We start from the raw sequence: 22,293 nt of genomic DNA, 5'->3' as shown, positions 1-22,293 counted from the left end.
CCTGCAGAACCTTTGATCCCCGTGTGGGTCCGACAGCGGGGTTTTGGTCCCGTTTTGCTTAGGACCTGCGGTCTTGCCGTAGGGAATCGCGGATTTCCGTGAGCAGGGCAATTTGGGGGTCCTCGGCAGCTTCCTCCTTAACGTCCGGGTTGATACCGAGACGCCGGTTGCGGCGCTCGATCATGTGGTTCATGGGCGCGACGATAACGAAGTAAATGGCTGCGGCCACAAGCACGAAGTTAACGATCGCGGTGAGCAGGACACCGAACTTGATGTCGTTTCCGTTGAGGGTCACGACGGCGAAGCTATCAAAGTTCGGAGATCCGACCAGAGCCGCGATGAACGGCATGAGAACGCTTTGGACTAGAGCGGTGACCACACCGCCGAAGGCGGCACCAATCACAACAGCGACGGCAAGGTCAACGACGTTGCCCTTCATAATGAAATTCTTGAATCCTGTCAGCATGGGGTCAAAGTACACCCAACGGGGCGTCATTACAGCCCACGCCACAACATTTTCAATAAACGTTTAGACTGCATTACGGAATGAGACCAGTTGACATAATCTTCATTATCGGCGCATGAAAATGCTTGGGGGAGAAGCTTTAGAAGGGTTTCCCGACTATGCTTCTGCGGTGTCGGGTTCGGCCCATTCGAGGGCTGCGACGAGGTGTCCTTCGTTGGGCAGCGCCTGTTGTTCCGCTGCCGGGAGCTTGTCGTAGGTGTAGGCGGCCACGGCCATGGGCGAGGTCGCCCGGCCGAGGCTGTAGCGAACGCTGCGGTCGTTCTTTGTCCCGCAGATCAAAATGCCGACCGTTTCGTTGTGATGGTCTCGACGGAGCATGTCGTCCACCAGGGCAACGTAGAAGTTGATCTTTCCGGCGTACTCGGGCTTGAATTTGCCCGTCTTCAGCTCAACCACGACGTAGCGGAGCTGCTCGATGTGGAAGAAGAGCAGATCGACGTAAAACTCGTCACCGTCGACGTCGAAGGGTATCTGGCGACCTACAAATGAGAAGCCAGGGCCCAGCTCGCGGAGCGTTTCGGTGATTCGACTTGTCAGCGCATTCTCGAGACCGCGCTCGGCGACCTGGCCGGAGAGGCCAAGGAACTCGAAGTTGTAGGGATCCTTCGCCATCTGCTGGGCAAGCTCCGAGTCAGGAGCGGCGAGCTGCCGGTCGAAGTTCGATGGCGCCGAGCCGGAGCGTTCCATCGAACGGTTCATCATCATGTTGAGCAGCACGTTCCTAGACCAGCCGTACTCAACGGCTGCGGCTGCATACCAGTCGCGTTCCTCGCTGGTGGCTGCCTTGTCCAAAATCGTGCGGATATGACCCCAGGGCAAATGTGCCACAGGCTGTGGCACATCTTCGGTGCTCCCCCAAGCCCGGACCATCGCGGTCATGTACTGCAGGTTCCGATACGAGAGGCCCTTCATATCAGGGAACGCCGCAGCGAGATCATCGGCAAGCCGCCGAACGACTCCGCTTCCCCATCCCTGGGCTTCCTGCCGGGCGATGATGTCCCTGCCCAGTGACCAATAAAGCTCGATGACCAGAGCGTTCACGGTCCGCTGCGCCTGAACCCTTGCCCCGGCAATGCGGGCTTTCAGAGCCTCCAGCAAGTCCACATAGTTCGCGGGCAGATCGATTTCCGGAGACACCATGCCTCAACCCTATCCGCCGGCAAATGTGCCACAGGCTGTGGCGCATTTGCCGGCAGAAGCCCACCGGGCTGATGCTTGCGGTCAGCTGAGCGAGTCGCTTCCCGCAAGCTCCATCTGACCAACGCGTCCGGGACGACCCACCTCGTACGGTCCGGGCGTATGAGGACCCCCGTCGGAGCCCGAACCTTCGCCGTCGTTGCTACAGTCAGGCCGGCGGCACGATCCGCTATGGACATTCGAGGGAGACGCCAGTGGGGATAGGTCGATTGCTGCGACAGGCAATAAGCAGGAGCACGGCACCGGAACGGGCTCGAACACCTCAAAAGAATTCTGAAGACCGCGGGACCCCGCTGAAGCTGACTCTTTCTATCACCTACAGTCCTTGCGTCGAGGTGGCCGGCACGACGACCTTCGCCAAGGAATCCGTCGCTGCCCTTGCCGACCGGAAGGGCTTCAAGGGGCGTGGCTACTTCGAGGGCGAGGCTCAGCTCCAGCGGGAACCGGAAAACCACGTGGACCCACAGGCCGTGGCTGTGATCGTTGACGGGGAGAAGGTCGGTTGCCTGCCCTCCTATGCAACGAAGGACCTCTCGTTGCCGATCGGCGCCAGCGTGCCGGTTCGCTACCAGCTCCACGTACTGCGGGAGCAGAAACTGCTGGCCAAGGCATATGTTTGGCTAGGTGACGGTGAGCCGGAATGGCCGCACACGGAATGGAATCCCCCAGCATTGACGTCCAGGGAACGAATCAACAATGCCCACCTCGGCCGGTCGGAGATGGTGCGGGAGGCCCTGGAAGGCGGCGGGGCGCGGGCCGCCCAGTTCAAGCGGGGAATAGTGGACGGCGTCCACTACCTTGAGCTCGTCGAGCCGATCAAGCAGCTGAAACGCGAGGACCGGTTGGAGGAAGCCCTTGCCCTTTGCTACAAAGCGATCGAGGCCGCCGAAGGCGATGCCGGCAGTCGGGAGCCGGCGCCCTGGTACACAGAGCAAGCCGCCATCGTCCACCGCAAGCTCCGCCAGCGGGACGAGGAGATCGCGGTGCTGAAGCGCTGGCTGGCCAAATGCCGCAAATCCCGCCGCAGCGGGAGCCGGATCGCGGACCGCCTTGCCAAGCTCGAGGGCGACACGGGACCGGCATCAGGTCCCGCTGCCTTGGCTCGAGAAGCTGTGCATGACTTTCCTGGGGATACTCGGTAGCAAATCGCCTACAGGGATCCGCTAGCTGCGCCTCGGAAGCCCGTTCGGAAAGTTACCTTTCCATCCTTGGCGCCCGGCGAATGACCAAACCCGGGACTCCGCCCACCAAAATGTCGGGCACCTTTGGTACGTTGCCTCCATCAGCAAAAGTCTGGGGGTGATTTACATGGCTGAACGAAATTCCTACCACGTCGTTCCGGGTTAAGACGGATGGAAGGCTGAGCGCGAGGGCTCATCCCGTGCCTCCTCTGTTCACGATACCCAGTCTGCGGCAATTGATGCGGCTCGTGGTTACCTGTCCCGTTCCGGAGGTGGAGAACTAAACATCCACGGCAAGGACAAGAAGATCAGGGCAAAGGACACCATTGCTCCTGGCAATGACCCACGCAATACGCCTGGATAGAGCTTGAGGTCCCCGCCGCAGTGCGGGGGCCTCAAGCCCACGGCGCCGGGGTAAAGAAGCAGCGTCGAACTCGCGCTGGCCACTACTCCCTGGAGCTCCCCAGCTTTACGGAACGTCGGTTATCGGCACGCGCCGGTTAGGGCCTCTTGATTACGATTCCCCAGCTCAAGCAGACATAAGTTGCGAGAAGTGATCCCTTTTGATCGTTTGCGATCCAGACTAGAGTCTTCCTATGGACATCACGCCGGCTGGATCAAATGAGTCAATCGGCGAAGAGGAGCGTCCCGCCGAATATCGTATTCGCGTGTGGACCGCGCCTTCGATGGCTAAATTCTCGTGGTTGGTGGACGAATGGGATGCCCGCGACGCTGAGGATGTTTTGGAAGCCGTTGGATGGGCGCAGCGCGAAGCGGCGGGTCGGCCGGTTGAAGTCTTCCTGAAATGGTCCGAGCAGAAGATTAATCGCAGCGGGGGGGTCGACGTCGTGCCTAGAATGACGCGAGTATTCGGCGCTCCGGGTGACGAGGATTCTACCACCGAGACCGTTTACTTTTACGAGGAGAAGCCGCAGGCGATACCTCCTGCGGCTTCTCCCGACAGCACTATTTGACCGGTATCTGGACGCGCTCGATGGTTTCGCTGGGTGGGTTAGCGGCGAGAGTTACTCCGCATGCGACACCGATCTATGGAGAGTAAATTGTGTTCGCTGTGTAGCGTGGATTAACGCCAGGAGGGGCCTGGATGACGTAGGAAACCCGCGTACGAAATGAGTCTGGCCCCTGGCTGCAGGAAGTAGCCGCATTACTCATCTCGTAGCTGCTATTGAAGTAGTCTCTGACGTTGCCGGACCAGTACTGTCCATTGCTCTTTTCGAGCGTCGTCTGTATATAAATTTCGGTCATCGTCATGGAGCAGGAAACTGTCCCCACCGTGTTGACTGTACCTGCAACATGGGTAGACCCATGAGGGTTCTGGGCAGTAATGGTACACAGTCCGACGACAACCGCCTGTGCGGGAGCGGCCGCGGCCAAACCTAGGCACGTCAAGACCAGGCTGATCAGAGCCGCATAAAAGGATCTCTTTTTCATATTTCCCCCATTGTGACGCGCGGATTGTTCCACGCGGTACCTAACTATCGAACTTTGGGGGCCTATAGACAAGACTTATCGACTTCTAATCCCACATCCTTCTTTAGCCTGCCTTGAGGAGACGAAACTAAAGACAGGGCCTGATTGGATCGAACTTACATAAGGTCCACTATCGGCGCTTAAACCACTCATACGGAAGGGTCTGAAATGCCGTCTAAACCTGCCGAAGAGGGGTCCGTCTGTCGACGGTTCCCCGAAGGGAGACTTGTGTCATTCTTGTTGCCGTCGGGTTCGCTGCGGGTGTCGCTGATGGTGGCCTAGGCGGCGCAGCCGGGAGCCTGCGATGTTTCGCGGAGGCGCAATGCGGACGCGGTCATCCGATACGCGGCTCTTCCTTCGAGCTGCCGGGGCTCCACCCACACTTCGTAGCCCTCTGCGGCGTCGATCAGGCCGCGGCTGGAGAGCCCTTCGGCGGCGATCCAGAGAGCTGAGGAATCTGGCATGACCGCGTCGACGAGCCCCTTGCGGACGAGTGCGCCGTCTTTCCTGATTTCCACGAATGCCCCCAGGAGGTGCTTCCAGTCGTCCTGGCGGTAGTGGGTCATGGGCGTTCCTTTTCGTTCAGCGGTGAGGACGCAGTTGTGTTCCTGGGTTTTTGAACTTTTAGCGGCGCGCCGGTTCAGCGGGCGATGATGACGTCGAGCTTCCGCGGCCCGTGGACGCCCTCGACGCGTTCGAGTTCGATGTCGCTGGTGGCGCTGGGGCCGCTGATCATGGTGAGCGGGCGGGTGCCGTCGATCCGGCGGAGGGCCTCGGGCAGGATGCCGGCGATGTCGGTGGCCTTCACGATGCAGATGTGATGGTCCGGGATGAGGCTGATCGCGCGGCGGCCCTGGTTGGGGCTGCCGTCCAGGATGATGGTGCCGGTTTCGGCGACGGAGATGGCGCTGCCGGTGACGACCGCGTCAATGCCATCGAGTTCAGAGACGCTCAGCGGTGTGGCGGCGGAATCGGTACGGCGCCGGCTGTCGCGATCAAGTTCGAGGTGGGTCAGCCAGCCGGTGTCGAACCCGGCGGGAACGACGTAGCTCCGGGCATCGGCGAGGAGTTCCGCGATTTGTGCCGGCACGTCGGCGGCGTCAACCACCGCCACCTGCGCTTTGTAGTCAATAAGGCGGTCCTCCAGGAGCTCGATCAGCGCTGCCTGGTCCAGCCCGGACGTTGACCGGTACAGCCGCGGAACCGGGGGTGCATCGGGGTTGTCCTGCAGGGCTGTGCGGATCCGGCCGAGAATGTCCTCGCGTGCGCTCATGGCTGGGATTCCTTGTTCTGTGCGGGTGTCTCCTGGGCCACGAAGGGGCCGCCGGCGGAGTCTGGTCTCTGGTGTTGTTTGGCCCACCAGTCGCGGAACGACTGGGAGGGCGGCGCCGGGATGTCCCTGCTTTGCGTCCACCCGGCGGCGATGCCGGGCAGTTTTTTGATCTTCTTGTCGGGGCCTGCGGCGAGGCGTCCCAGCGGCAGCCCCTTTTCGAGCAGTCCGAGCCGTTTGCCGGAGGACAGCGCCCAGGATGCGGCCTTCATGCCCGCGTCCATCTGGGTGGGGAGCTTCTTCTTCCCGCGTTGGCTGTCCACATCGACGCTGCGCAGGTGGACCAGGATGTCGGGGATGTTGATTTTCACCGGGCAGGCGTCATAGCAGGCCCCGCACAGCGAGGACGCGTAGGGCAGCGAGTTGTTCTCTTCCGCCTGGATGCCGGTCATCAGCGGGGAGAGAATGGCGCCGATCGGGCCGGGATAGGTGGAGCCGTAGGCGTGCCCGCCGGTGCGCTCGTAGACGGGGCAGACGTTCATGCACGCGCTGCACCGGATGCAGTGCAGGGCGGAGCGCCCCATTTCGTCTGCCAGGGCGGCGCTGCGGCCGTTGTCCAGCAGGACCAGGTGCATGTTCTGCGGCCCGTCGCCTTCCGTGACGCCGGTCCAGAGCGAGGTGTAGGGGTTCATCCGCTCGCCGGTGGAGGAGCGCGGGAGCAGCTGCATGAACACTTCGAGGTCCTGCCAGGTGGGCAGTAGCTTCTCCACACCCATCACGGTGATGAGGGTCTCCGGCAGGGTCAGGCACATTCGGCCGTTGCCTTCGGATTCGACGACGGCGAGGGTGCCGGAGTCGGCGAGGGCGAAGTTGGCGCCGGAGACGGCCACCTTGGCGGTGAGGAATTTGCGCCGCAGGTGTGACCGGGCGGCTGCGGCGAGGCGGGCCGGTTCGTTGGTGAGGTCCGGGTCCACGCCTTCCATTTCGCGCAGGAAGATGTCGCGGACCTCGGTGCGGTTTTTGTGGATGGCCGGGACCAGGATGTGGCTGGGCTTGTCGTGGTCCAGCTGGACGATCAGCTCCGCGAGGTCCGTCTCGAAGGCGGCGATTCCCTGCTCTTCGAGGTATTCGTTGAGGCCGATTTCCTGCGTCGCCATGGACTTGACCTTGACGACGTCGGTTTCCCCGGTGTCCCGGATCAGTCCGGCGACGATGGCGTTGGCTTCGTCCGCGTCGCGGGCCCAGTGGACGACGCCGCCGCGTGCCGTGAAGTTCGCCTCGAACTGTTCCAGGAGTTCGGGCAGCCGGGCCATCACGGATTCCTTGACGGCGGATCCGGCGTCGCGCAGCTGTTCCCAGTCGGGCAGCTCGGAGACCATTTTCAGCCGCTTGTCACGGATGGTGTGGGTGGCGTGGCCGAGGTTGGCGCGAAGCTGGGCGTTGCCGAGCTCACGGTGTGCCGCCTTCGGGAAGGACTGGGACGCGTGCAGGTTGCCCGTGCCGTAAGCGGGCAGGGCGGGCATGCCGAGGAAGGTGCTCATCGTGTGGCCTTTCCGGTGGAGACGAGGACGTCGCCGGTGACGGCCGCGGGGGCATCTTCGGTGCTGGCGAGGATTTCGGCAAGGTGGAGGGTAGTGACGGCGCTGCCCTGGCGGGACAGACCGCCGCCAATGTGCATGAGGCAGGACGCGTCCCCGCCGGCGCACAGTGTGGCGCCGGTGGCAGTGATGTTGGCCGTCTTGCCCTCAAGCATCGCGGAGGAGACATCAGCGTTCTTCATCGAAAACGTGCCGCCGAAGCCGCAGCACTGGTCAGCTTCCGGCAGTTCCGCCAGGTCGATTCCCTTCACGCTGGCCAGCAGCCGGGACTGCCGGTCCCCAAGCCGGAGCAGGCGCATGCCGTGGCAGCTGGGGTGGTACGTGACGCGGTGCGGGAAATACGAGCCGAGCTGGGCGCCGGCGTCGGTCACCCCCAGGACGTCGACCAGCAGTTCGGAGAGTTCGTACGTCTTGGCGCCGACGGCGTTGGCACGGGCTTCCAGGGATTTGTCGCCGCAGGAGCGGGCCACCATGGGATGCTGGTGCTTGACGGAGGCGACGCAGGATCCCGAAGGTGCGACGGCGACGTCGTAATCCCCGGTGTCGAAGGCCGCGACGTGGTTGGCCACCACCGGAACCGCTTCTTTGAGGTACCCGCTGTTGACGTGCATCTGCCCGCAGCAGGCCTGCCCGGCGGGGAACAGCACTTCGTGTCCCAGCCGCTCCAGAATCTTCACGGTGGCCTGGGCCGTGGCCGGATACATCGCATCCACAATGCACGTGGCGAATAAGGCGATTCTCATGACAGCCCTTTCGAGGAGCCTAGGATGATGTGGTCTGACCATAGTACAGCACGTGACGCCCGCCACCTTCAAACACTTTTATAAAGTGAACCCGGTCACACGCAATGGCAAACTATGCGCTACACTCTGATGGTCCGACCACAGTGGTCCGACCATAGACCCGTCGTCTCTCAACGTGGAGGAACTCGCGTGGACACTTTCACTCCCAGCACCGACCCGGTGCTTAACAGCGTCATGTGGTCGGCCCTGGTGGCCCTGCTGCCGCTCCTGACCTTCTTTATCCTGCTCGCCGTCGTCAAGACCAGGGCCCATGTCGCGGGGGCGTTCGCCCTCCTGGTGGCGCTCGTCGTGGGCATCGTGGCCTTCCAGATGCCGGCCGGCCTGGCGCTTCTCTCCGCAACCCAGGGCGGGGTTTTCGGCGCCTTCCCCGTTCTGTGGATCGTGATCATGGCCGTCTGGCTCTATCAGGTAACGGTGCTGAGCGGACGCTTCGAGGACCTGCGCCGGGTGTTCGACGTGATCGGCAAGGGTGATGTGCGCCTGCAGGCCGTGCTGATTGCGTTCTGCTTCGGCGGGCTGCTTGAGGCTCTGGCAGGGTTCGGCGCACCAGTAGCCATCACCGCCACGATGCTGCTCGCGCTCGGCCTGCCGCCACTGCGCGCCGCCGCGGCCGTCCTGGTTGCCAACACCGCACCAGTCGCGTTCGGCGCCATGGCCATCCCGGTCACCACCGCCGCCGGCCTCACCGGACTGCACGCGACGGACATCGCCTCCATCGTCGGCCGCCAAGCGCCGCTGCTGGCGACCATCGTGCCGCTGATCCTGCTCTTCATCCTCGACGGCCGCAAGGGCATCAAGGATTGCTGGCCCGCCGCGCTGGTGGTCGGCCTCTCGTTCGCCATCGCGCAGTTCCTGTGCTCGAACTACTTCTCCTACGAGCTCACCGACATCGTCGCCTCCCTCGTCGGCCTCGGCGCGGCCGTCCTCTTCTTCCGCGTCTGGACCCCCAAGGGCAGCGTTGCCGCCCGCGAACGTCTCGGCGTTGCCACTAATGCGGACGCGAAAAAGACAGTCGCCGCCGCAGGGGGCAGCTCACGCAGGGCGGCGGCAGTCACCACCGCCGAGGCTGCCGAAGACCGTTTGACCCCGACCCGCACCTGGCTCGCCCTCTTCCCGTACTTCCTCGTGATCGTCGTCTTCGGCATCGCGAAGCTGTGGAAACTGGGCGTGAACGTGCCCGCATTCCTCGCCTCCACCGATGTGAAGATCCCGTGGCCGATCCTCCACGACGCGCTGGTCGACGCCGCTGGGAAGCCCGTGTCCTCCACCGTCTACTCGTTCCAGTGGCTCTCCACCCCCGGCACCCTGCTGCTGATCACCGGCCTGATCGTGGCGTTTGTGTATTCGAAGTACAACGAGGGCGGCCGCTACAGCATCACGGTGGGGGACGCCGTCAAGGAGATCGGGCGCACCACCTACCGGATGCGCTGGGCAGGGCTGACCATCATCACCGTCCTGGCACTCGCGTACGTCATGAACTTCTCCGGGCAGACTGTCTCCATCGGCACCTGGCTGGCCGGCACCGGAGCCTTCTTCGCATTCCTCTCCCCGGTACTGGGCTGGATCGGCACCGCCGTCACCGGTTCCGACACGTCCGCCAATGCGCTGTTCGCCAAGCTGCAGCAGACGGCCGGGCTGAAGGCAGGCATTGACCCGAACCTCCTGGTGGCCGGCAACACCTCCGGCGGCGTGGTGGGCAAGTTGATCAGCCCCCAGAACCTCGCCATTGCGGCGTCCGCGGTCAGCCTGGAAGGCCAGGAATCGGTGATCCTGCGTAAAGTAGTCGGATGGAGCGTGGCTCTGCTGCTGGTGCTTTGCACCCTGTCCTACCTGCAGTCCACCCCGATCCTTGGCTGGATGCTGCCTTAGCGTCCGCCGCGCCGCTACGGGGAGTGCGGACCAGCGTCCGGCCCGCACTCCCGCTACTCGAAGGAAGTGCCCGTGACAGCCGCCGAAGCAGGAGCAAACCCCCGCCGCCGCACCCACGACGCGCTCCTGCAGGACATTGAAGCGGACCTCCGCTCGGGCAAGATCAAACTCGGGGACCGGCTTCCCGGTGAACGCACGCTGGCTGAAACCTACGGGATCTCCCGCTCGTCAGTACGGGAGGCCATCCGGGTTCTTGACGCCATGGGGGTGCTGCGCAGCTCGGTGGGATCCGGGCCCGCCTCGGGGGCCATCGTCGTCTCCAATCCCTCGGCCGGCCTGTCGTCGGCCCTGCGGCTGCACGTCGCCAGCAGCCGGCTTCCCGTCGAGGACATTGTGCAGACCCGCATCCTGCTCGAAACCTGGACGGCCACCGCGGGGGCGGCCCGGCCCGGTGGCGAGGAGGAGCTTGCGGAGGCAGCCCGGCTGCTCCAGGCCATGGACGATCCCGGCATTGACCGGCCCACCTTCCACGAACTCGACGCGCGCTTCCATGTGACGCTCAGCTCCCTGGCCGGAAACGCCGTGGTGGCCACCATGATGGAATCCCTCAGCGGCGCGATCGTCGGCTACGTCAAGGGAGCGATGGACGCCATGGATGCGTGGCCCGACGTCGTCTGCGTGCTCCGGGCCCAGCACCACGGCATATTCGACGCCGTCAAGGCACGCGACGGCCAACTCGCGGCCCGGCTCCTGCGCGAACACATCGAATGGTTCTACACCCGGGCGCACGAAGTCACGGCCCAGCCCGCCGCCTGAATCTCGCTCTAGTCGGGCGCAAGAAGATGACCCGACCCGTCGTTACCGTTTATCTCGGCTCTCGAATTCTTCGTCAAGTTCGTACCGCCGGAACTCTGTTTCCGGATTGGGCTCGCCGTCGGCCACGATCTCGTGGTCAAACTGGCGTTGGATCTGGCTGTCGAGCACCTGTAAGTCCTGGTCTGAGACCTGCTCCAGATGAACGGGAATGACTCTTCCGGGGTCAGATGGAAATTGTTGACATACTCAAGGGGGTCTTGGACCGTGTGGCGACGGCGGCGCAGGCACAGGTGGTGATCAGACGTCCTTCGCCGTGGCCGAGACCGGACATGACATGCCACGCAGCCCCCTCGGTGACGCTGAGTGTTTCACCGCTTGTCTTTTTGTCGAAGAGGACGGCGACGCCGGGGCTTATACCGACCTCCACGGCAGGGCAGTGCCGGCTAGGCACGAAGGACGGATTCGTGCACCGCCGTTCAGCTCCCCGCCGGCTGGCGAGAGGCCCTGGGTAAATCCTGTCACGAAGCGCTGGCCCGGGTGTGGATCGTCCGATAGGCGAACTCCACCAGGTAGTCGTTGAGGGCGTGGCTCGCCTTCTCGGCGCCCTCCGAGTCGCGGTCCAGAATTGCGTGGAGGATGCGGGCGTGGAGGCTTGAGCCCTGACTAATTTCAGCTTGTTCATCACGAACGTGGGTGATCCAAAACCTGCGTGAAAGGCCCTGAAGGGGCGCCATGGCATCGGCCAGGTACTCGTTGTGGCTTGCGTTGACGATCATCAGGTGGGTTTCCTTGACCGTTTCGAGGTACTGCCGGAGTGTGAATCGGTCAGCCTCGAGAAGTTGCACCATTTCCTGCATGGCCTCGCTGTCGTTGTTCGTTGCAGTTTGGCATGCCAGCCTCACGGCCAGGGCTTCCAGTACGCGGCGGAGTTCGAGCATGCGCAGCTGGGCTTCGACGGATGCAGGCGGCACGAGGACACCCTTGTTCGGGTGGATCTCAACGAGCCGGTTACGGGCCAACTGCTGAAGGGCCTCCCTGACAGGAGTCCGTCCCAGGCCCGTCTTTTCCATTAGGACCGCCTCGGAGACAAGCGAGCCAGGTGCCAGTTCCTGGAAGACGATGAGCCGCTCAATCTCTTCGTAGGCTTGCGCGGCCTTACCCTGCTGCATCATGAAACAACTCTAACCGACCCCATTGCACAACCGATATATTGGTTGCATACTGGTGTGACGCAGGCTACTCCGAAGCCTCCCAACTTTCTACAGATTCGAGGTCAGCAATGGCGAAGACCGTCACCGTTGAGCGGCGTTCCATTGACTTCATCCCACCCGAAGAACGGCACGGCAAGCCCCGTAGCCTGTTGTTCATATGGTTCGCCGCCAACACATCCATTACCGCGGTCGTGACAGGCGCTTTGTTCGTGATCCTCGGGAACAGTGCGCTGTGGTCCATTCCCGCCATCATCCTCGGTAACGCTGTGGGTGGCTTCTTCACTGCACTGCACTCAGCACAGGGCCCCAAGCTCGGGGTTCCGCAAATGATCCAGAGCCGGGCGCAGTTCGGCTACTTCGGTGCCATCCTGCCGCTCGTCCTGGCGCTGATGATCTATGTTGGCTTTTACGCCACAGGCCTGGTCCTTGGCGGTCAGGCTATCGGTACCCTGTTCGGGGTCTCCCCGCAGATGGGCGCCACGATCTTCGCGCTCATGTCGACCACCTTGGCGATCATCGGATACCGCTACATCCACAAGTTCTCGCACATCGCGGCGGTCCTGAGCGCCGTTGTGTTCGTGATCCTCCTGGTGCGCATCATCACCGATGGGAACATCGGCGCGGCCGTTGAGACGAACGCCTTTGACGGCGCTGCGTTCGTCCTTGGCATCTCCCTCTCCGCATCGTGGCAGTTGACTTTCGGCCCCTACATCGCGGACTACTCACGGTATTTGCCCGAAGACACCCCCAAACGGGCCACAATCGGCTGGACCTTTCTGGGCAGTGTCCTTGGCGGCTCTTTGGCCATGATCCTCGGCGCGCTGGCGGCGGCCCTTGGTGGCAAAGCCTTCGGCCATGATCAGGTCGGGTACCTCGCCGGGCTCGGCGGGGCGATCTGGCCGCTGGTCCTGCTCGCCGTGATCCTGGGCAAGCTCACTGGCAACACTCTCAGTTCCTACGGCGGGTACATGTCGCTGGCCACCATCATCACAAGCCTCACCGGACAGAACCGGGTCGGGCCGCGGCAACGCTCGCTCTACGTCGTGGTGATTTCCGCTGTCTCCCTGGCGATTGCACTAGCTGCCACCGCAAACTTCCTGACCAACTTCACAAACTTCCTGCTGTTCCTGCTCTACTTCATGACACCCTGGTCGGCCATCAACCTCGTGGACTACTACTGGGTCCGCAAGGAGCGGTACAACATTGCCCAACTCTTCCTCCGCGACGGCGAATATGGCCGCTTCAACAAAGGCGCTTTCCTCGCATACGCCATCGGCGTGCTCATCCAGATCCCCTTCATGAATAGCTCGCTATACGTGGGCCCCATCGCCAACCTGCTCGGAGGCGCAGAGATTGCCTGGCTCATCGGGCTCGTCGTCGCCGGCGGCCTCTACTACGCCGCGTCCCGAAACGTTCGCAACCAAACCGTCTCGGCCCCCGACTTCATCGCGGAACAGCGCCACGAAGTTGCTGTCCCCGCCGCCGCAACCACCTCAAAGGAAACCCCGTGAAATACGATCCCGCGCTTGAGAGCAGCCCGCTGCCATATTCACCCTTCAAAAGCTGCACCGTCCCCCGACCCATCGGCTGGCTCTCGAGCGTCAGTCCAGACGGTGTGGAGAACCTGGCACCCTACAGTCAGTGGCAGAACCTGACTTTCGATCCCCCCATGGTGATGTTCTCCGCCAACCAGTACCCGGACGGGCGGAGGAAAGACACCGTCCTGAACGCGGAGCAAACCGGCTGGTTCGTATGGAACATGGCCACCTACGACCTTCGCGAAGCGGTCAATATCAGCGCCATGGCCTTGCCATTCGAGGAGAACGAATTTGACCACGCCGGCGTCACAAAGCGCTATGCGGAGCTCTCCCCCACACCCATGGTGGCCGAAAGCCCGGTCCATTTTGAGTGCAGGTACCTCTCGACGCACCGAATGACGGGTAGCTCGAACGTTGGAACCATCGACATCGTCTTTGCACAGGTCGAACGGATTCATATCAACGACGAGGTCCTCACCGTCGATGGGAGGCTCGACATCCCTAAAATCCGGCCCCTGGCCAGGATGGGATATCACGACTACGCCTCCATCACGGAGACTTTCGAAATGAAAATCCCCCACGCATCCGACGACGAAGCCTACGGACTCGCCGGCCAGCCCGCCTAGGTACTTCTCCCCGAAGCCCCCGCTCAAGGACCATTGAGCGGGGGCTTCGGCCATGCCGTCCCGCTTCAGGGCCCTGCTGTACGAGCACGTCCGAGAGGGTGGGGTCTAGAGCAGCGGGCCGTCGTAGTCGGAGATGCTGGGTCTGACTTCCCGAAGAAACTGGGCCAGAGCGGCCTCGGGACGACCCGGGAACGCTGCCACGAGTTCGCTAAGCTTCTGGGTGTCCGCGGGGGTGCCGGAGGCCAGAACAGTTTCAATGATCGCTTCAGCCTGGCGTCGCACTGAATCTGCGGGGTCGCGTGAGCCCTGCGCATCCCTGTCATGCTCTTCCGGTTCCGGGACACCACGGTTCGAAGTAATGGTCGACATTCTATGCACCTGCTCGTTCGCGCCTCAGGAAGGGTCTGAAGCTGGCCCACGGCCATGCGCGTTCCACAGAGCAGGTGCCCATCACGGAGGACTGATAAGCGCGACGTTACTCAGGCCACGTCGCTCCAGGTAGGGCCATTGGATCCTTCCGTCGCCACCATTAGTGCGGTGTTAGGCCCTCGCATCCGGGAACCAGCCCTCCGGTGCCCGTTTTGGTTCGAGGTGTTCAGGGTCCCGGTGTTTCTGCATATCGCATTTATAGAACGGCCCGTGGGGGTCCAAGAGCACGCTCATGTGATGGTCGGCGTGGTCTCTGAACCAGACGCTGATCCCCGTCGCTCCGTCGAGTCGGAGGTGTTCCCAGGCGCGCCACAGAGCTTCTATCCGGCTGACGGCTTCGGGGTGGAAGTACCACTCGATGCACCATTTTGCGGCGCGGCCGTCGATGTCGCGGACGTAGGTAGGCAGGAGCTGCTCGTGAAGAAATTCCTCGGCCGAGCCGTACACCAGTTCCGGTGTCTTCTGGTCGTCGGCCGGAGCATCTGCGGGTGTCTCAGCCTTGAGTGAGCCGAAGCGGCCGATTTCGGTAGTCATGCCAGCCCCCTAACCCGCGAGCCAGGGATTGGACTTCGCAGCAGGGCCGGCCGGCACAGCTTCCTCTTCGGGGCGCGGGCTGTACTGCTTAATGGATGCCTCCACGGCGTCCTTGTGCGTGCCGGTGTACCAGGGCATGGTGCGGACGAGAGTGGCGGGAGCGCCGGAGGCGAGGACGACGGCGCGGCCGCGGTCCAGCTCGGCGAGGTTGGAGACGTCGAAGATCCGTTCCTTCCCTTCCTGACGGGACCGGCTGGACCCGGATTTGCCGGAGCTGATGGAAACGTTGGTGTAGCTGTAGTCCCCGATCAGGTCCGAGAGAGCACGGAGGAATCCTTCTTCGGCCACTCCCCCGCCGTAGACCTTGACGTTTGCTGCGGACCAAATTTTCCGCATATTCGCCTCCCCCCATAGTTCGACGCCCTGGGACCAGGACTGCAGGATGCCCATAACAATCAGGCCTTTGGAGCCGTAGTGGCTGAACTGGTCCGGCAGGCCGGCCCAGCGGACGACGTTTGCCAGCTCGTCCAGGGCGAAGAGCGCCGGTTTGGGCAGACGACCGCCGCTGCGCTCCGCCCGTTCTTCCATGGCTTCCGCGATGGCCACGGTCAGGGCTGTGGTGAGCGGAGCGGCGGAGCCTGCACCTTCCTTGGAGAGGATGTAGATGGTTTCCTGGGACGCGGCGAAGGCGTGAGGGTTGAACTGACGACGGGCGTCCAGGGCAACCGTGGCCTCTCCGGTGGGGGCGACCCAGCGGAGGGTGTTGCGGCTCTTGAGGCACTGGATCATCTTCTCGGCGGTGCCGAAGATGCCGTCGCGCTGCTTGTCCGCGAGCTTGAGCGTGGATTCCAAGCCGCGGTACTGCAACTCGTAGTCGTGCTCTTTCAGGATCTCGATTGGTTCCTGGCTGACCTGCTCCGTGACCCAGAAATAGACCTGCGTGATTGGCAGGTCCCCGAGGGCGGCGGCGAGGAAGTATGAGGAGAGAATGTCTTCGGCCTTGGGGTCGAAGTAAGCGTCCGGCTTGGAGCCCGGGACGCGGGAGCCGACTGAGAAGTGCTGGGTGAGCTTGTAGGCCTTCTCTTCGTCGGTGACGTAAGAGAGGGGGTTCCACCACCAGTCGGGCTCTTCCTGAGCGATTTTCTGCGGGTCAAAGACCCAGACAGGGGCGGTGGCTGCGCGGACGCCGCGGGTGCCGTCAACGACGTCGCGCTTGTTCGAGGTAGAGACCACAGCTCCAGGGGCGTCCAGGATCGCCGGCATGACCCGGGAGGTGGACTTACCGGTACGGGGGCCCCAGATATCGAGGCTGAGGTCTTCCCAGGACTGGATGAACGTTTGCCCGGTGGAGACGACCTTGCCGACAATGATGCCGGGTTTGCCGGCGACGCCCAGCCGGTTGGCGGTGGCTTGGGCGCCCTTTTGAGAGAACGCGGTGAGGTTCTTGCCGCGGCCGAGGTACCGGGCTGCTTTGTCGACCCGGGCACGCTTGGAGGCACCCTTCCGCCAAGCCCAGAAGACGACTGCGGCCAGGGCGATTACCAGGCCGGCCATGACCGCCACAACGACGGTCGCCTGGGCCGGCCAGATGACTTTGCCCTTCACCAGGCCGGCGATCAAGTCGATGGGGTGGCCCGGAGGCGTCGGCAGGCCGGCCATCCATGATCCGATGTGCACGGCGGCGTACGCGCCGCCGCCGACGATGACGATGAAGCCGATGGCCAGCCAGACCAGAATCGCGTCCCCCAGGCCCATGCCTTTACGGTTCGGTGCGCTCACAGTGCATCTCCTGTCGCGGGCAGCTCCGCGGCCGCGGGGTCCATCAAGGGGGCCGCGGGTTCGTGCCAGCGGGTGTTGGTGTCGTTCAGGCCCTCGGCCCGTTCGATGGAGGTCAAACCGATCTGGACCGGGATGCCCGGGCGGCCGCCGACCTTGATGAGGAACTTTCCCCGGCCCGGGGGTTCGACGTCGGCGCCGCGGGAGTTCCAGGCGGGCGGGTCCTGCCAGGAGATGAGCTTCTGCTGTTCCTGCCGCGAGAGCGGGATGGCCTGAGTCAGCAGCGGCATCTCGGAGGCCGGGAGACCGCCGCAGATGACCATGCCGGAGCGTTCCACGAACCCGCGGGCCTTCATCCGGTCCTCTTCGGCCGGCAGCGCCAGCAGGTCGGACATGGTGTGGGAGATCATGATCTGCCCGACACCCACGGAACGGTTCAACCGGGTCAGGGCGTCGACCCGGTCGACCATGCCCTTGCCCGAGCGCAGCGCCCGCCACAGCTCGTCCAGGACGACGAAGTAGTTCCGCCGAGGTTCCAGCCCGGCGTCAGCGAGGGCGTTGGCGACGTTGACCGTGCCGAAGCCGTAGGACCAGCACGCCAGCAGCACTGCGGCCTGCAGGTCTGTCTCGGTCTCGTCAATAGTCGAGACGTCGAACACCACGGCGCGGTCCCGGCTCATGGGGTTGGTGCTTTGGCGGGAGAAGATTTCGCCGAGCTTCCCGCCGCCGGTCAGGCCGAGCAGGGTGGCCTCCAGCGCCCGGGTTTCCTTCAGGTAGACGTTGATGTCGCCGCGGTCCAGCGCCACCTGGCGCAACTCGTCGGGGGCCGAGACAATGACGTCGAGCAGGTCCTTGAGGACAGGGACGCCGTCGAACCGGTCATCGAGCACGCGGAGGGCGCGGTCGAGAATGGTCTGTTCCTGGTCCGTGGGCGGGTTGTTCCGGCTGATAGTGATCAGGGAGACGACCATGTTCAGGCGTCGACCGTGGGCGTCGGCACGGACGCGGGTGGCAGCCTCGTGGTGGCCGGCCTCTTCGAGTCGCTGCGCGACCTCGACGGCCTGGCCGGGGTCAAGGATATTCAGGTACCCGACGCCGCGGCCGAGCTTAATGACCTGCCCACCAAGGGCCTGCACCGCTTTGACGTGCTCACCCTTCAGGTCACCCAAGACGAGGGCATTGACACCCTGAGCGGAGAGGCCAAGGAACATGCGGCGGACCAGCGTGGACTTGCCCAAGCCCGGCTTGCCGAGGATGAACGCGGACGGATTGGAAATCAGCCGGGCACGCTGAAACCAGCTGATCGGGTCGCAGCAGACGGTCGCCTGGGTTTCCTCGTGCCGACCCAGCGGCACACCGATCATGGGTGATGACGCGCCCGAGGAGAACGGCCACAGGCCGCAGACCTGAACAGTGGTGCCGCGGTATTCGGTGACGGAGGGAACGAGCGCGGCCATGCCGCCGCCGCGTCCGGTCCAGCCGCGTGCGCCCGGGCCGGCGTCCCGGGCGGGACGCTTCTCCGTACCCACCACTGGTTCCTTTACTGTCTTTGACTTCTTTGCAGTCAAAAGGCGCATGCGGGCCATTAGAGGGCGTCCTTAATCTCGGAGGGCACCATGCTGTGCTTGGGCAGGACCAGTCCCAGAGGCAGGGACGCGGCGAACGCGGTGTCCTGGGATCCGTAGGCCCGGCGCAGCAGCACCCGGGCGGTGCCGGAAGTCTGCTCGATGGCGGCAACGGCGTCCGCGAGGCGTTCCTTATCGGTCACGGTGGCGGTGACGACCATGCCGAAGTTCACCAGGCCGGCGCCCTGGGCTTCTTCTTGGGCGGTCTGCACGGCGGACCGGGCATCGACCAGGGCGCGGGCGGAGGGGCGGGTCCCGGAGGTGATGCGGACGTTGGCGTTGTTCTGGTCCCGTTCGACCACGGCCGCGGCGCGGGCCGAGTCCATCGGACGGTACAGCAGGGAGATGCGCTTGCGGTCGATGTCCCCGTGCGGGGCCAGGAGACGGGAAAGCACCGAGGAGTTCACGGAGCCGCGGGGTGCGCCGGTCATCGTCCAGGATGCGGAGAAGGCGCTGTCGTGGCGGTAGTCGTCCCAGCTGGCCTGTGTCGCGGTGGGGCCGACGTCGCCCCAGCTCAGGGAGACAGGGGAACCGGCGGCGTGGGCTTCATCAATGATCAGGGCCGCCGGCGGGTCATAGGCGATCCGGACGACTTCGCAGAGTTCCTGCGCGGACATGGGCCGGGCGATGCCGGCGCCGGTGGACTGGAGCCGGGCCGAGAGGCCCGGAATGCGGGAGGCAAGGTCGCGGGCGACGTCCTCGGGGGTGCGCTTCTTTGAACCCGACCGGAGGGAGGCGTTGAACGTCAGGGAAACCCAGGCCCGCACGGTGGCGGAGCCTTCCGGGTAGGTGTCCACGACCTCGCGCAGGATCGCCTGGGCGAAGGCAGGGGCGTTCGGGTCGATGTTCATCTCGACCTCGTTGCGGAGACGGTAGCCGGAGTCGGGCGCGGTTTCGACCGTGACTGCTGCGGCGTCCAGGCCGGCTTCGTCGGCGAGGCCGGCGAGCCAGCCGCCCCAGTTCGCCACCCACGCATCGACCTGTTCAGGGTCGACCAGGGACGCGCCGTCGGGTTCGGTGGAGAAGATGACGGTGAAGTGGTTCGTGGCCGGGACGTGCAGGAGGGCGAACGGACGCTTGTAGGAGTCGGAGAATTCGTACAGCGTGGACTTCGCGGCCAGTCCTGGCAGCTGGTACATGCCCCACTGCGTGACGCCCAGAGGGCCGGAGCGGTAAAGGTTGGTGCCCGAGCCTTTGGAGATCCGGAAGCTCAACCGGGTCGCGGTGCGGTCAACGACGGACTGGCCATGCTTGTCCTTGACCGTCAGCAGGAGGGCACTGATCCCGGCGACGGCGAGGACCGCGAGGCCCGGAAGCAGGCCCCAGATAGCGAAGCTCGTGATGCCCAGCAGCAGCCCGACCATGACGATGCCGGTGCCGATGGCACCGAGGTTGCCCAACCCGGCCGAGCGGGGCACGCGCCAGTTGCCGTAGGACGGTTCTTTGTATTCGGTGTTAATTGCTGCCACTGGGGCCCTCCATGGATTCTGATTGGCCGGTTGAGTCCTGTGCGGTTTGTTGGGCGGCCTGGGAAACCCGGGACGCTACTTGTGTTCCTGCGGCTACGGCCATACCAGCCGGGCCGGCTGCTGCCGTCGCACCCGACGCGGTGCCTGCCGCGCCAGCGGTGCCTGCCCCTGCCGCTCCGGCGGCACCTGCAGCTCCAGCTGCTCCTGCGGCTGCAGCTCCCTGCGCGCCTGCGGTTCCGGCCGATCCGGGGGTTGGTTTCCCGCCGCTGCCCTTGGGCCCGGGGGTCCCGTCGCTGCCCTTCGGGGTGGAGCCCGGCTGGTTGGAGCTCGCCGGCGTGGGGGCGGCATTGCCGCGTCCGCTGCCGCTGCGGCCCATGGACACGGCACCGGTGGCCATAGCACCGACGGCGGCGCCGGCTCCCGCGCCGCCGCCGGAGGCGACCGCTCCGACCATGGGGGTCACGAAGCGCATTAGCGCCGGCATGGCGAACAGGGCCACGACCATGAGCGTGAACCCGGTGATTGAGCCGATCAGCGCGTTCTTCCCACTGCTTCCCATGAGGAGGAATGCCACCGAGTACACGATTGCCGCGGCGGGTTTGTAGAGGATGAAAGCGATCATCCAGCCGATTGCTTTCTGGAACCACTGCTTGCCCATCTCCGTGTTCGTGAACGCGGCGGTCGTGGGCAGGATGCCGGCGAGGATTACCAGCATTCCACTCCGCACGACCATGAGCACGACCTGAACGAGGGAAGCCAGCAACCCGATCAGTCCCAGGATGATGAGGATGAAGACCCCGACGCCGGTCTGGTTGGTCATGACCAGAAGCTTCATTGCGTCCGAGAAGCCTTTACCGTCAGTCGAGCGGTTGATAATCGCGGCCGAGAACGCATCCGCAGCGACCACGAGGATGGAAATGACACCCAGACCCAACCCGGACACCAGCGTCAGCGTGACCAGGGAGCGGAGAAGGTCCTTTAGAGGCGCTCCCCGCTGCTCCCAGATCATGCGAATACCGCCGATGATGACCGCCAGGACGGCCAGCGCAACCGTCCAAACCATGAGCTCGCCGTTGACCATGGAAACAATCGGGCTGGCCGCAGTCCCGTCCTGGCTCGTCAGGTTCACCGTCGGCATGGAGACCCAGAAAGTCGACAGAGTCGTCACCATCTGGCTCATACCCTCCATGATTGCCTTCGCCATATTTCCCATGGCGTCGTTGACTGCGCCGGATGCGATGTTGCCCGCGACGCAGGTTATGTCCCCCAGCCCGCACTCAGCCATGTCAGACGCCAGACCAGAGGATGAAGCCGCTCAGATCGGTAAGTTGGGCGATTCCATTGAATACTTGCCCATCATCTGAGGCCTTCACTTTCCAGTCTCCAGCTACCCAACGTAGGGAGAGTACGGAGTGCGCCAGAGCGCCGTTGGGGAGTTTGATCGCAAGATCGACATCCGCTTCGGCGGGGCTGTAGGACTTGACCAGGAAGCCGCTGACTTGAGCGACCTCACCGCTTTTCGAAATTGAGGTCTGTGCCTTGGCTTGGGCCATGGCCGCATCGCGGCCGGGCCCAGGGACCACAAGCTTGTCGGCGAGCTTCAGCGAATCCTGTGTCGCTGAAGAACCAAGGGCGATCATGTTGACGGCGGCGTAGAGCGCTCCCGTCGGTGAATGGGCAAAGCAGGAGCGGAAGCCATCACCGTCAGTCAAACCAGGACCGAAAGTCTTTGGGTCGGTAGGGGCAGCCGTCTTGCCGACGAGCTCCCACTTGGACTTCGGCGCCGTTCCCAGTGCTGTGTCAGTGCTGGGGGGTAGCCCGCAGATGCTCTTGCCTCCCGCATCGACCGGAGATGACGGGGTTGCAGAGGCGCCGGAGGAGGGTGAAACGGGGGCCTGCTGGGCGGTGGCGTCGCCCTTGGGGAGCAGGAAGATGACGACGGTGGCCGCGAGGAGCGCCACGACCAGCGCCGCAGCGATGATGAACCCGGGTTTGGTGAAGGGGTTGGCCTCGGGGGTGCTTTCGGTGGACTGGCTCATGGTGAACCTCCCGTGTGGTGGTGGTTTAGACGAACGCGCGAACGATGCCGGAGGCGCCGGTGATGATGATGCAGCCCAGCAGTACCCAGCCGAGCTTGCCGATGGCCTGGGCTCCCTCGCCGCGCTGGAGCTGGATGACCATGCCGATACCGACGATGATCACGCCGAGCACGCCGAGGACCAGGCCGATACCGGAGGCCCAGTTCAGGATGGTGAGCAGGCCGCCGGCCTGGGCCGGGACAACGGGGGTCGGGTTGGGGATGAAGCTTGAGTCCAAGCGGGCCAGGGAGTTCAT

Annotated in this window: 22 protein-coding genes and 1 pseudogene; 7 read left to right on the top strand and 16 right to left on the bottom strand. The window is 63.9% G+C overall.

Annotation, left to right across the window (positions count from 1 at the left end; all coding sequences use genetic code 11):
• Positions 1 to 58: 58 nt before the first annotated feature.
• A complete protein-coding gene (gene mscL / locus AB0305_RS06845) occupies positions 59 to 466 on the bottom strand; it encodes a large conductance mechanosensitive channel protein MscL (protein WP_364138939.1) in 408 nt (135 codons plus the stop codon).
• A 156-nt stretch (positions 467 to 622) separates the two neighbouring features.
• The gene (locus tag AB0305_RS06840; RefSeq protein WP_364138937.1) at positions 623 to 1,666 is read right to left on the bottom strand and encodes a PDDEXK nuclease domain-containing protein; all 1,044 of its coding nucleotides are present in this window, start codon (positions 1,664 to 1,666) and stop codon (positions 623 to 625) included.
• 392 nt (positions 1,667 to 2,058) lie between these two features.
• Here AB0305_RS06840 and AB0305_RS06835 point away from each other — a divergent pair, with 392 nt between their 5' ends.
• The 3 genes and pseudogenes from AB0305_RS06835 to AB0305_RS06825 all read left to right on the top strand — a co-directional run bounded on the left by AB0305_RS06835 (position 2,059) and on the right by AB0305_RS06825 (position 3,878).
• Positions 2,059 to 2,865 (top strand): hypothetical protein, encoded by an 807-nt coding sequence (locus AB0305_RS06835; RefSeq protein ID WP_364138936.1) that lies wholly within the window; start codon positions 2,059 to 2,061, stop codon positions 2,863 to 2,865.
• 217 nt (positions 2,866 to 3,082) lie between these two features.
• A pseudogene (locus tag AB0305_RS06830) lies at positions 3,083 to 3,268 on the top strand (DUF2188 domain-containing protein); the annotation flags it as partial.
• A 232-nt stretch (positions 3,269 to 3,500) separates the two neighbouring features.
• Complete coding sequence (locus AB0305_RS06825) at positions 3,501 to 3,878, top strand: hypothetical protein (RefSeq protein WP_364138935.1); 378 nt, start codon at positions 3,501 to 3,503, stop codon at positions 3,876 to 3,878.
• A gap of 795 nt (positions 3,879 to 4,673) precedes the next feature.
• Here AB0305_RS06825 and AB0305_RS06820 read toward each other — a convergent pair.
• From AB0305_RS06820 to AB0305_RS06805, 4 genes are all read right to left on the bottom strand, one after another.
• A complete protein-coding gene (locus AB0305_RS06820; RefSeq protein ID WP_364138933.1) occupies positions 4,674 to 4,961 on the bottom strand; it encodes a hypothetical protein in 288 nt (95 codons plus the stop codon).
• A 74-nt stretch (positions 4,962 to 5,035) separates the two neighbouring features.
• Entirely contained in the window at positions 5,036 to 5,668 is a 633-nt protein-coding gene (locus AB0305_RS06815; RefSeq protein WP_364138931.1) for a lactate utilization protein C, read from the bottom strand.
• Positions 5,665 to 7,206: a LutB/LldF family L-lactate oxidation iron-sulfur protein gene (locus AB0305_RS06810; protein ID WP_364138929.1), complete on the bottom strand. Its 1,542-nt coding sequence runs from the start codon at positions 7,204 to 7,206 to the stop codon at positions 5,665 to 5,667. Before AB0305_RS06810 ends, AB0305_RS06815 begins: the two co-directional genes overlap by 4 nt.
• Positions 7,203 to 8,006 carry a (Fe-S)-binding protein gene (locus AB0305_RS06805; RefSeq protein ID WP_364138928.1) on the bottom strand — a complete coding sequence of 268 codons (804 nt, stop codon included), beginning with the start codon at positions 8,004 to 8,006 and terminating at the stop codon, positions 7,203 to 7,205. The genes AB0305_RS06810 and AB0305_RS06805 overlap by 4 nt, the downstream gene beginning before the upstream one ends.
• Before the next feature lie 189 nt (positions 8,007 to 8,195).
• On the opposite strand from AB0305_RS06805, the gene AB0305_RS06800 reads away from it, so the two are divergent.
• Positions 8,196 to 9,935 (top strand): L-lactate permease, encoded by a 1,740-nt coding sequence (locus tag AB0305_RS06800; RefSeq protein WP_364138926.1) that lies wholly within the window; start codon positions 8,196 to 8,198, stop codon positions 9,933 to 9,935.
• 72 nt (positions 9,936 to 10,007) lie between these two features.
• Positions 10,008 to 10,751: an FCD domain-containing protein gene (locus AB0305_RS06795; protein WP_364138925.1), complete on the top strand. Its 744-nt coding sequence runs from the start codon at positions 10,008 to 10,010 to the stop codon at positions 10,749 to 10,751.
• A gap of 42 nt (positions 10,752 to 10,793) precedes the next feature.
• On the opposite strand, the gene AB0305_RS06790 is transcribed toward AB0305_RS06795, so the two are convergent.
• Together AB0305_RS06790 and AB0305_RS06785 are read right to left on the bottom strand one after the other, a co-directional pair.
• Positions 10,794 to 10,919 carry a hypothetical protein gene (locus AB0305_RS06790; protein ID WP_364138924.1) on the bottom strand — a complete coding sequence of 42 codons (126 nt, stop codon included), beginning with the start codon at positions 10,917 to 10,919 and terminating at the stop codon, positions 10,794 to 10,796.
• Positions 10,920 to 11,269: 350 nt separating this feature from the next.
• Complete coding sequence (locus AB0305_RS06785) at positions 11,270 to 11,923, bottom strand: GntR family transcriptional regulator (RefSeq protein ID WP_364138922.1); 654 nt, start codon at positions 11,921 to 11,923, stop codon at positions 11,270 to 11,272.
• Positions 11,924 to 12,030: 107 nt separating this feature from the next.
• On the opposite strand from AB0305_RS06785, the gene AB0305_RS06780 reads away from it, so the two are divergent.
• Together AB0305_RS06780 and AB0305_RS06775 are read left to right on the top strand one after the other, a co-directional pair.
• Entirely contained in the window at positions 12,031 to 13,473 is a 1,443-nt protein-coding gene (locus tag AB0305_RS06780) for a cytosine permease (RefSeq protein ID WP_364138920.1), read from the top strand.
• The gene (locus AB0305_RS06775; protein WP_364138918.1) at positions 13,470 to 14,126 is read left to right on the top strand and encodes a flavin reductase family protein; all 657 of its coding nucleotides are present in this window, start codon (positions 13,470 to 13,472) and stop codon (positions 14,124 to 14,126) included. The genes AB0305_RS06780 and AB0305_RS06775 overlap by 4 nt, the downstream gene beginning before the upstream one ends.
• Positions 14,127 to 14,231: 105 nt before the next feature.
• On the opposite strand, the gene AB0305_RS06770 is transcribed toward AB0305_RS06775, so the two are convergent.
• The 8 genes from AB0305_RS06770 to AB0305_RS06735 form a co-directional block, all read right to left on the bottom strand.
• Positions 14,232 to 14,495: a hypothetical protein gene (locus tag AB0305_RS06770; protein ID WP_364138917.1), complete on the bottom strand. Its 264-nt coding sequence runs from the start codon at positions 14,493 to 14,495 to the stop codon at positions 14,232 to 14,234.
• Positions 14,496 to 14,666: 171 nt separating this feature from the next.
• Complete coding sequence (locus AB0305_RS06765; protein ID WP_364138915.1) at positions 14,667 to 15,089, bottom strand: DUF4913 domain-containing protein; 423 nt, start codon at positions 15,087 to 15,089, stop codon at positions 14,667 to 14,669.
• A gap of 9 nt (positions 15,090 to 15,098) precedes the next feature.
• Positions 15,099 to 16,868 carry a TraM recognition domain-containing protein gene (locus AB0305_RS06760; protein WP_364138914.1) on the bottom strand — a complete coding sequence of 590 codons (1,770 nt, stop codon included), beginning with the start codon at positions 16,866 to 16,868 and terminating at the stop codon, positions 15,099 to 15,101.
• Positions 16,865 to 18,451, bottom strand: a complete 1,587-nt coding sequence (locus tag AB0305_RS06755) for a DUF87 domain-containing protein (RefSeq protein ID WP_364138913.1) — start codon at positions 18,449 to 18,451, stop codon at positions 16,865 to 16,867. The genes AB0305_RS06760 and AB0305_RS06755 overlap by 4 nt, the downstream gene beginning before the upstream one ends.
• Complete coding sequence (locus tag AB0305_RS06750) at positions 18,451 to 19,959, bottom strand: SCO6880 family protein (protein ID WP_364138911.1); 1,509 nt, start codon at positions 19,957 to 19,959, stop codon at positions 18,451 to 18,453. The genes AB0305_RS06755 and AB0305_RS06750 overlap by 1 nt, the downstream gene beginning before the upstream one ends.
• Entirely contained in the window at positions 19,946 to 21,244 is a 1,299-nt protein-coding gene (locus tag AB0305_RS06745) for a hypothetical protein (RefSeq protein WP_364138910.1), read from the bottom strand. The genes AB0305_RS06750 and AB0305_RS06745 overlap by 14 nt, the downstream gene beginning before the upstream one ends.
• 1 nt (position 21,245) lies before the next feature.
• Positions 21,246 to 21,998, bottom strand: coding sequence for a hypothetical protein (locus AB0305_RS06740; RefSeq protein ID WP_364138909.1), 753 nt, complete (start codon positions 21,996 to 21,998; stop codon positions 21,246 to 21,248).
• 25 nt (positions 21,999 to 22,023) lie between these two features.
• Entirely contained in the window at positions 22,024 to 22,293 is a 270-nt protein-coding gene (locus AB0305_RS06735) for a hypothetical protein (RefSeq protein WP_188572794.1), read from the bottom strand.

It is taken from the genome of Arthrobacter sp. NPDC080086 (assembly GCF_040702285.1).
The sequence above is the reverse complement of the archived record's forward strand: the minus strand, read 5'-3'. Positions and strand labels throughout refer to the sequence as shown.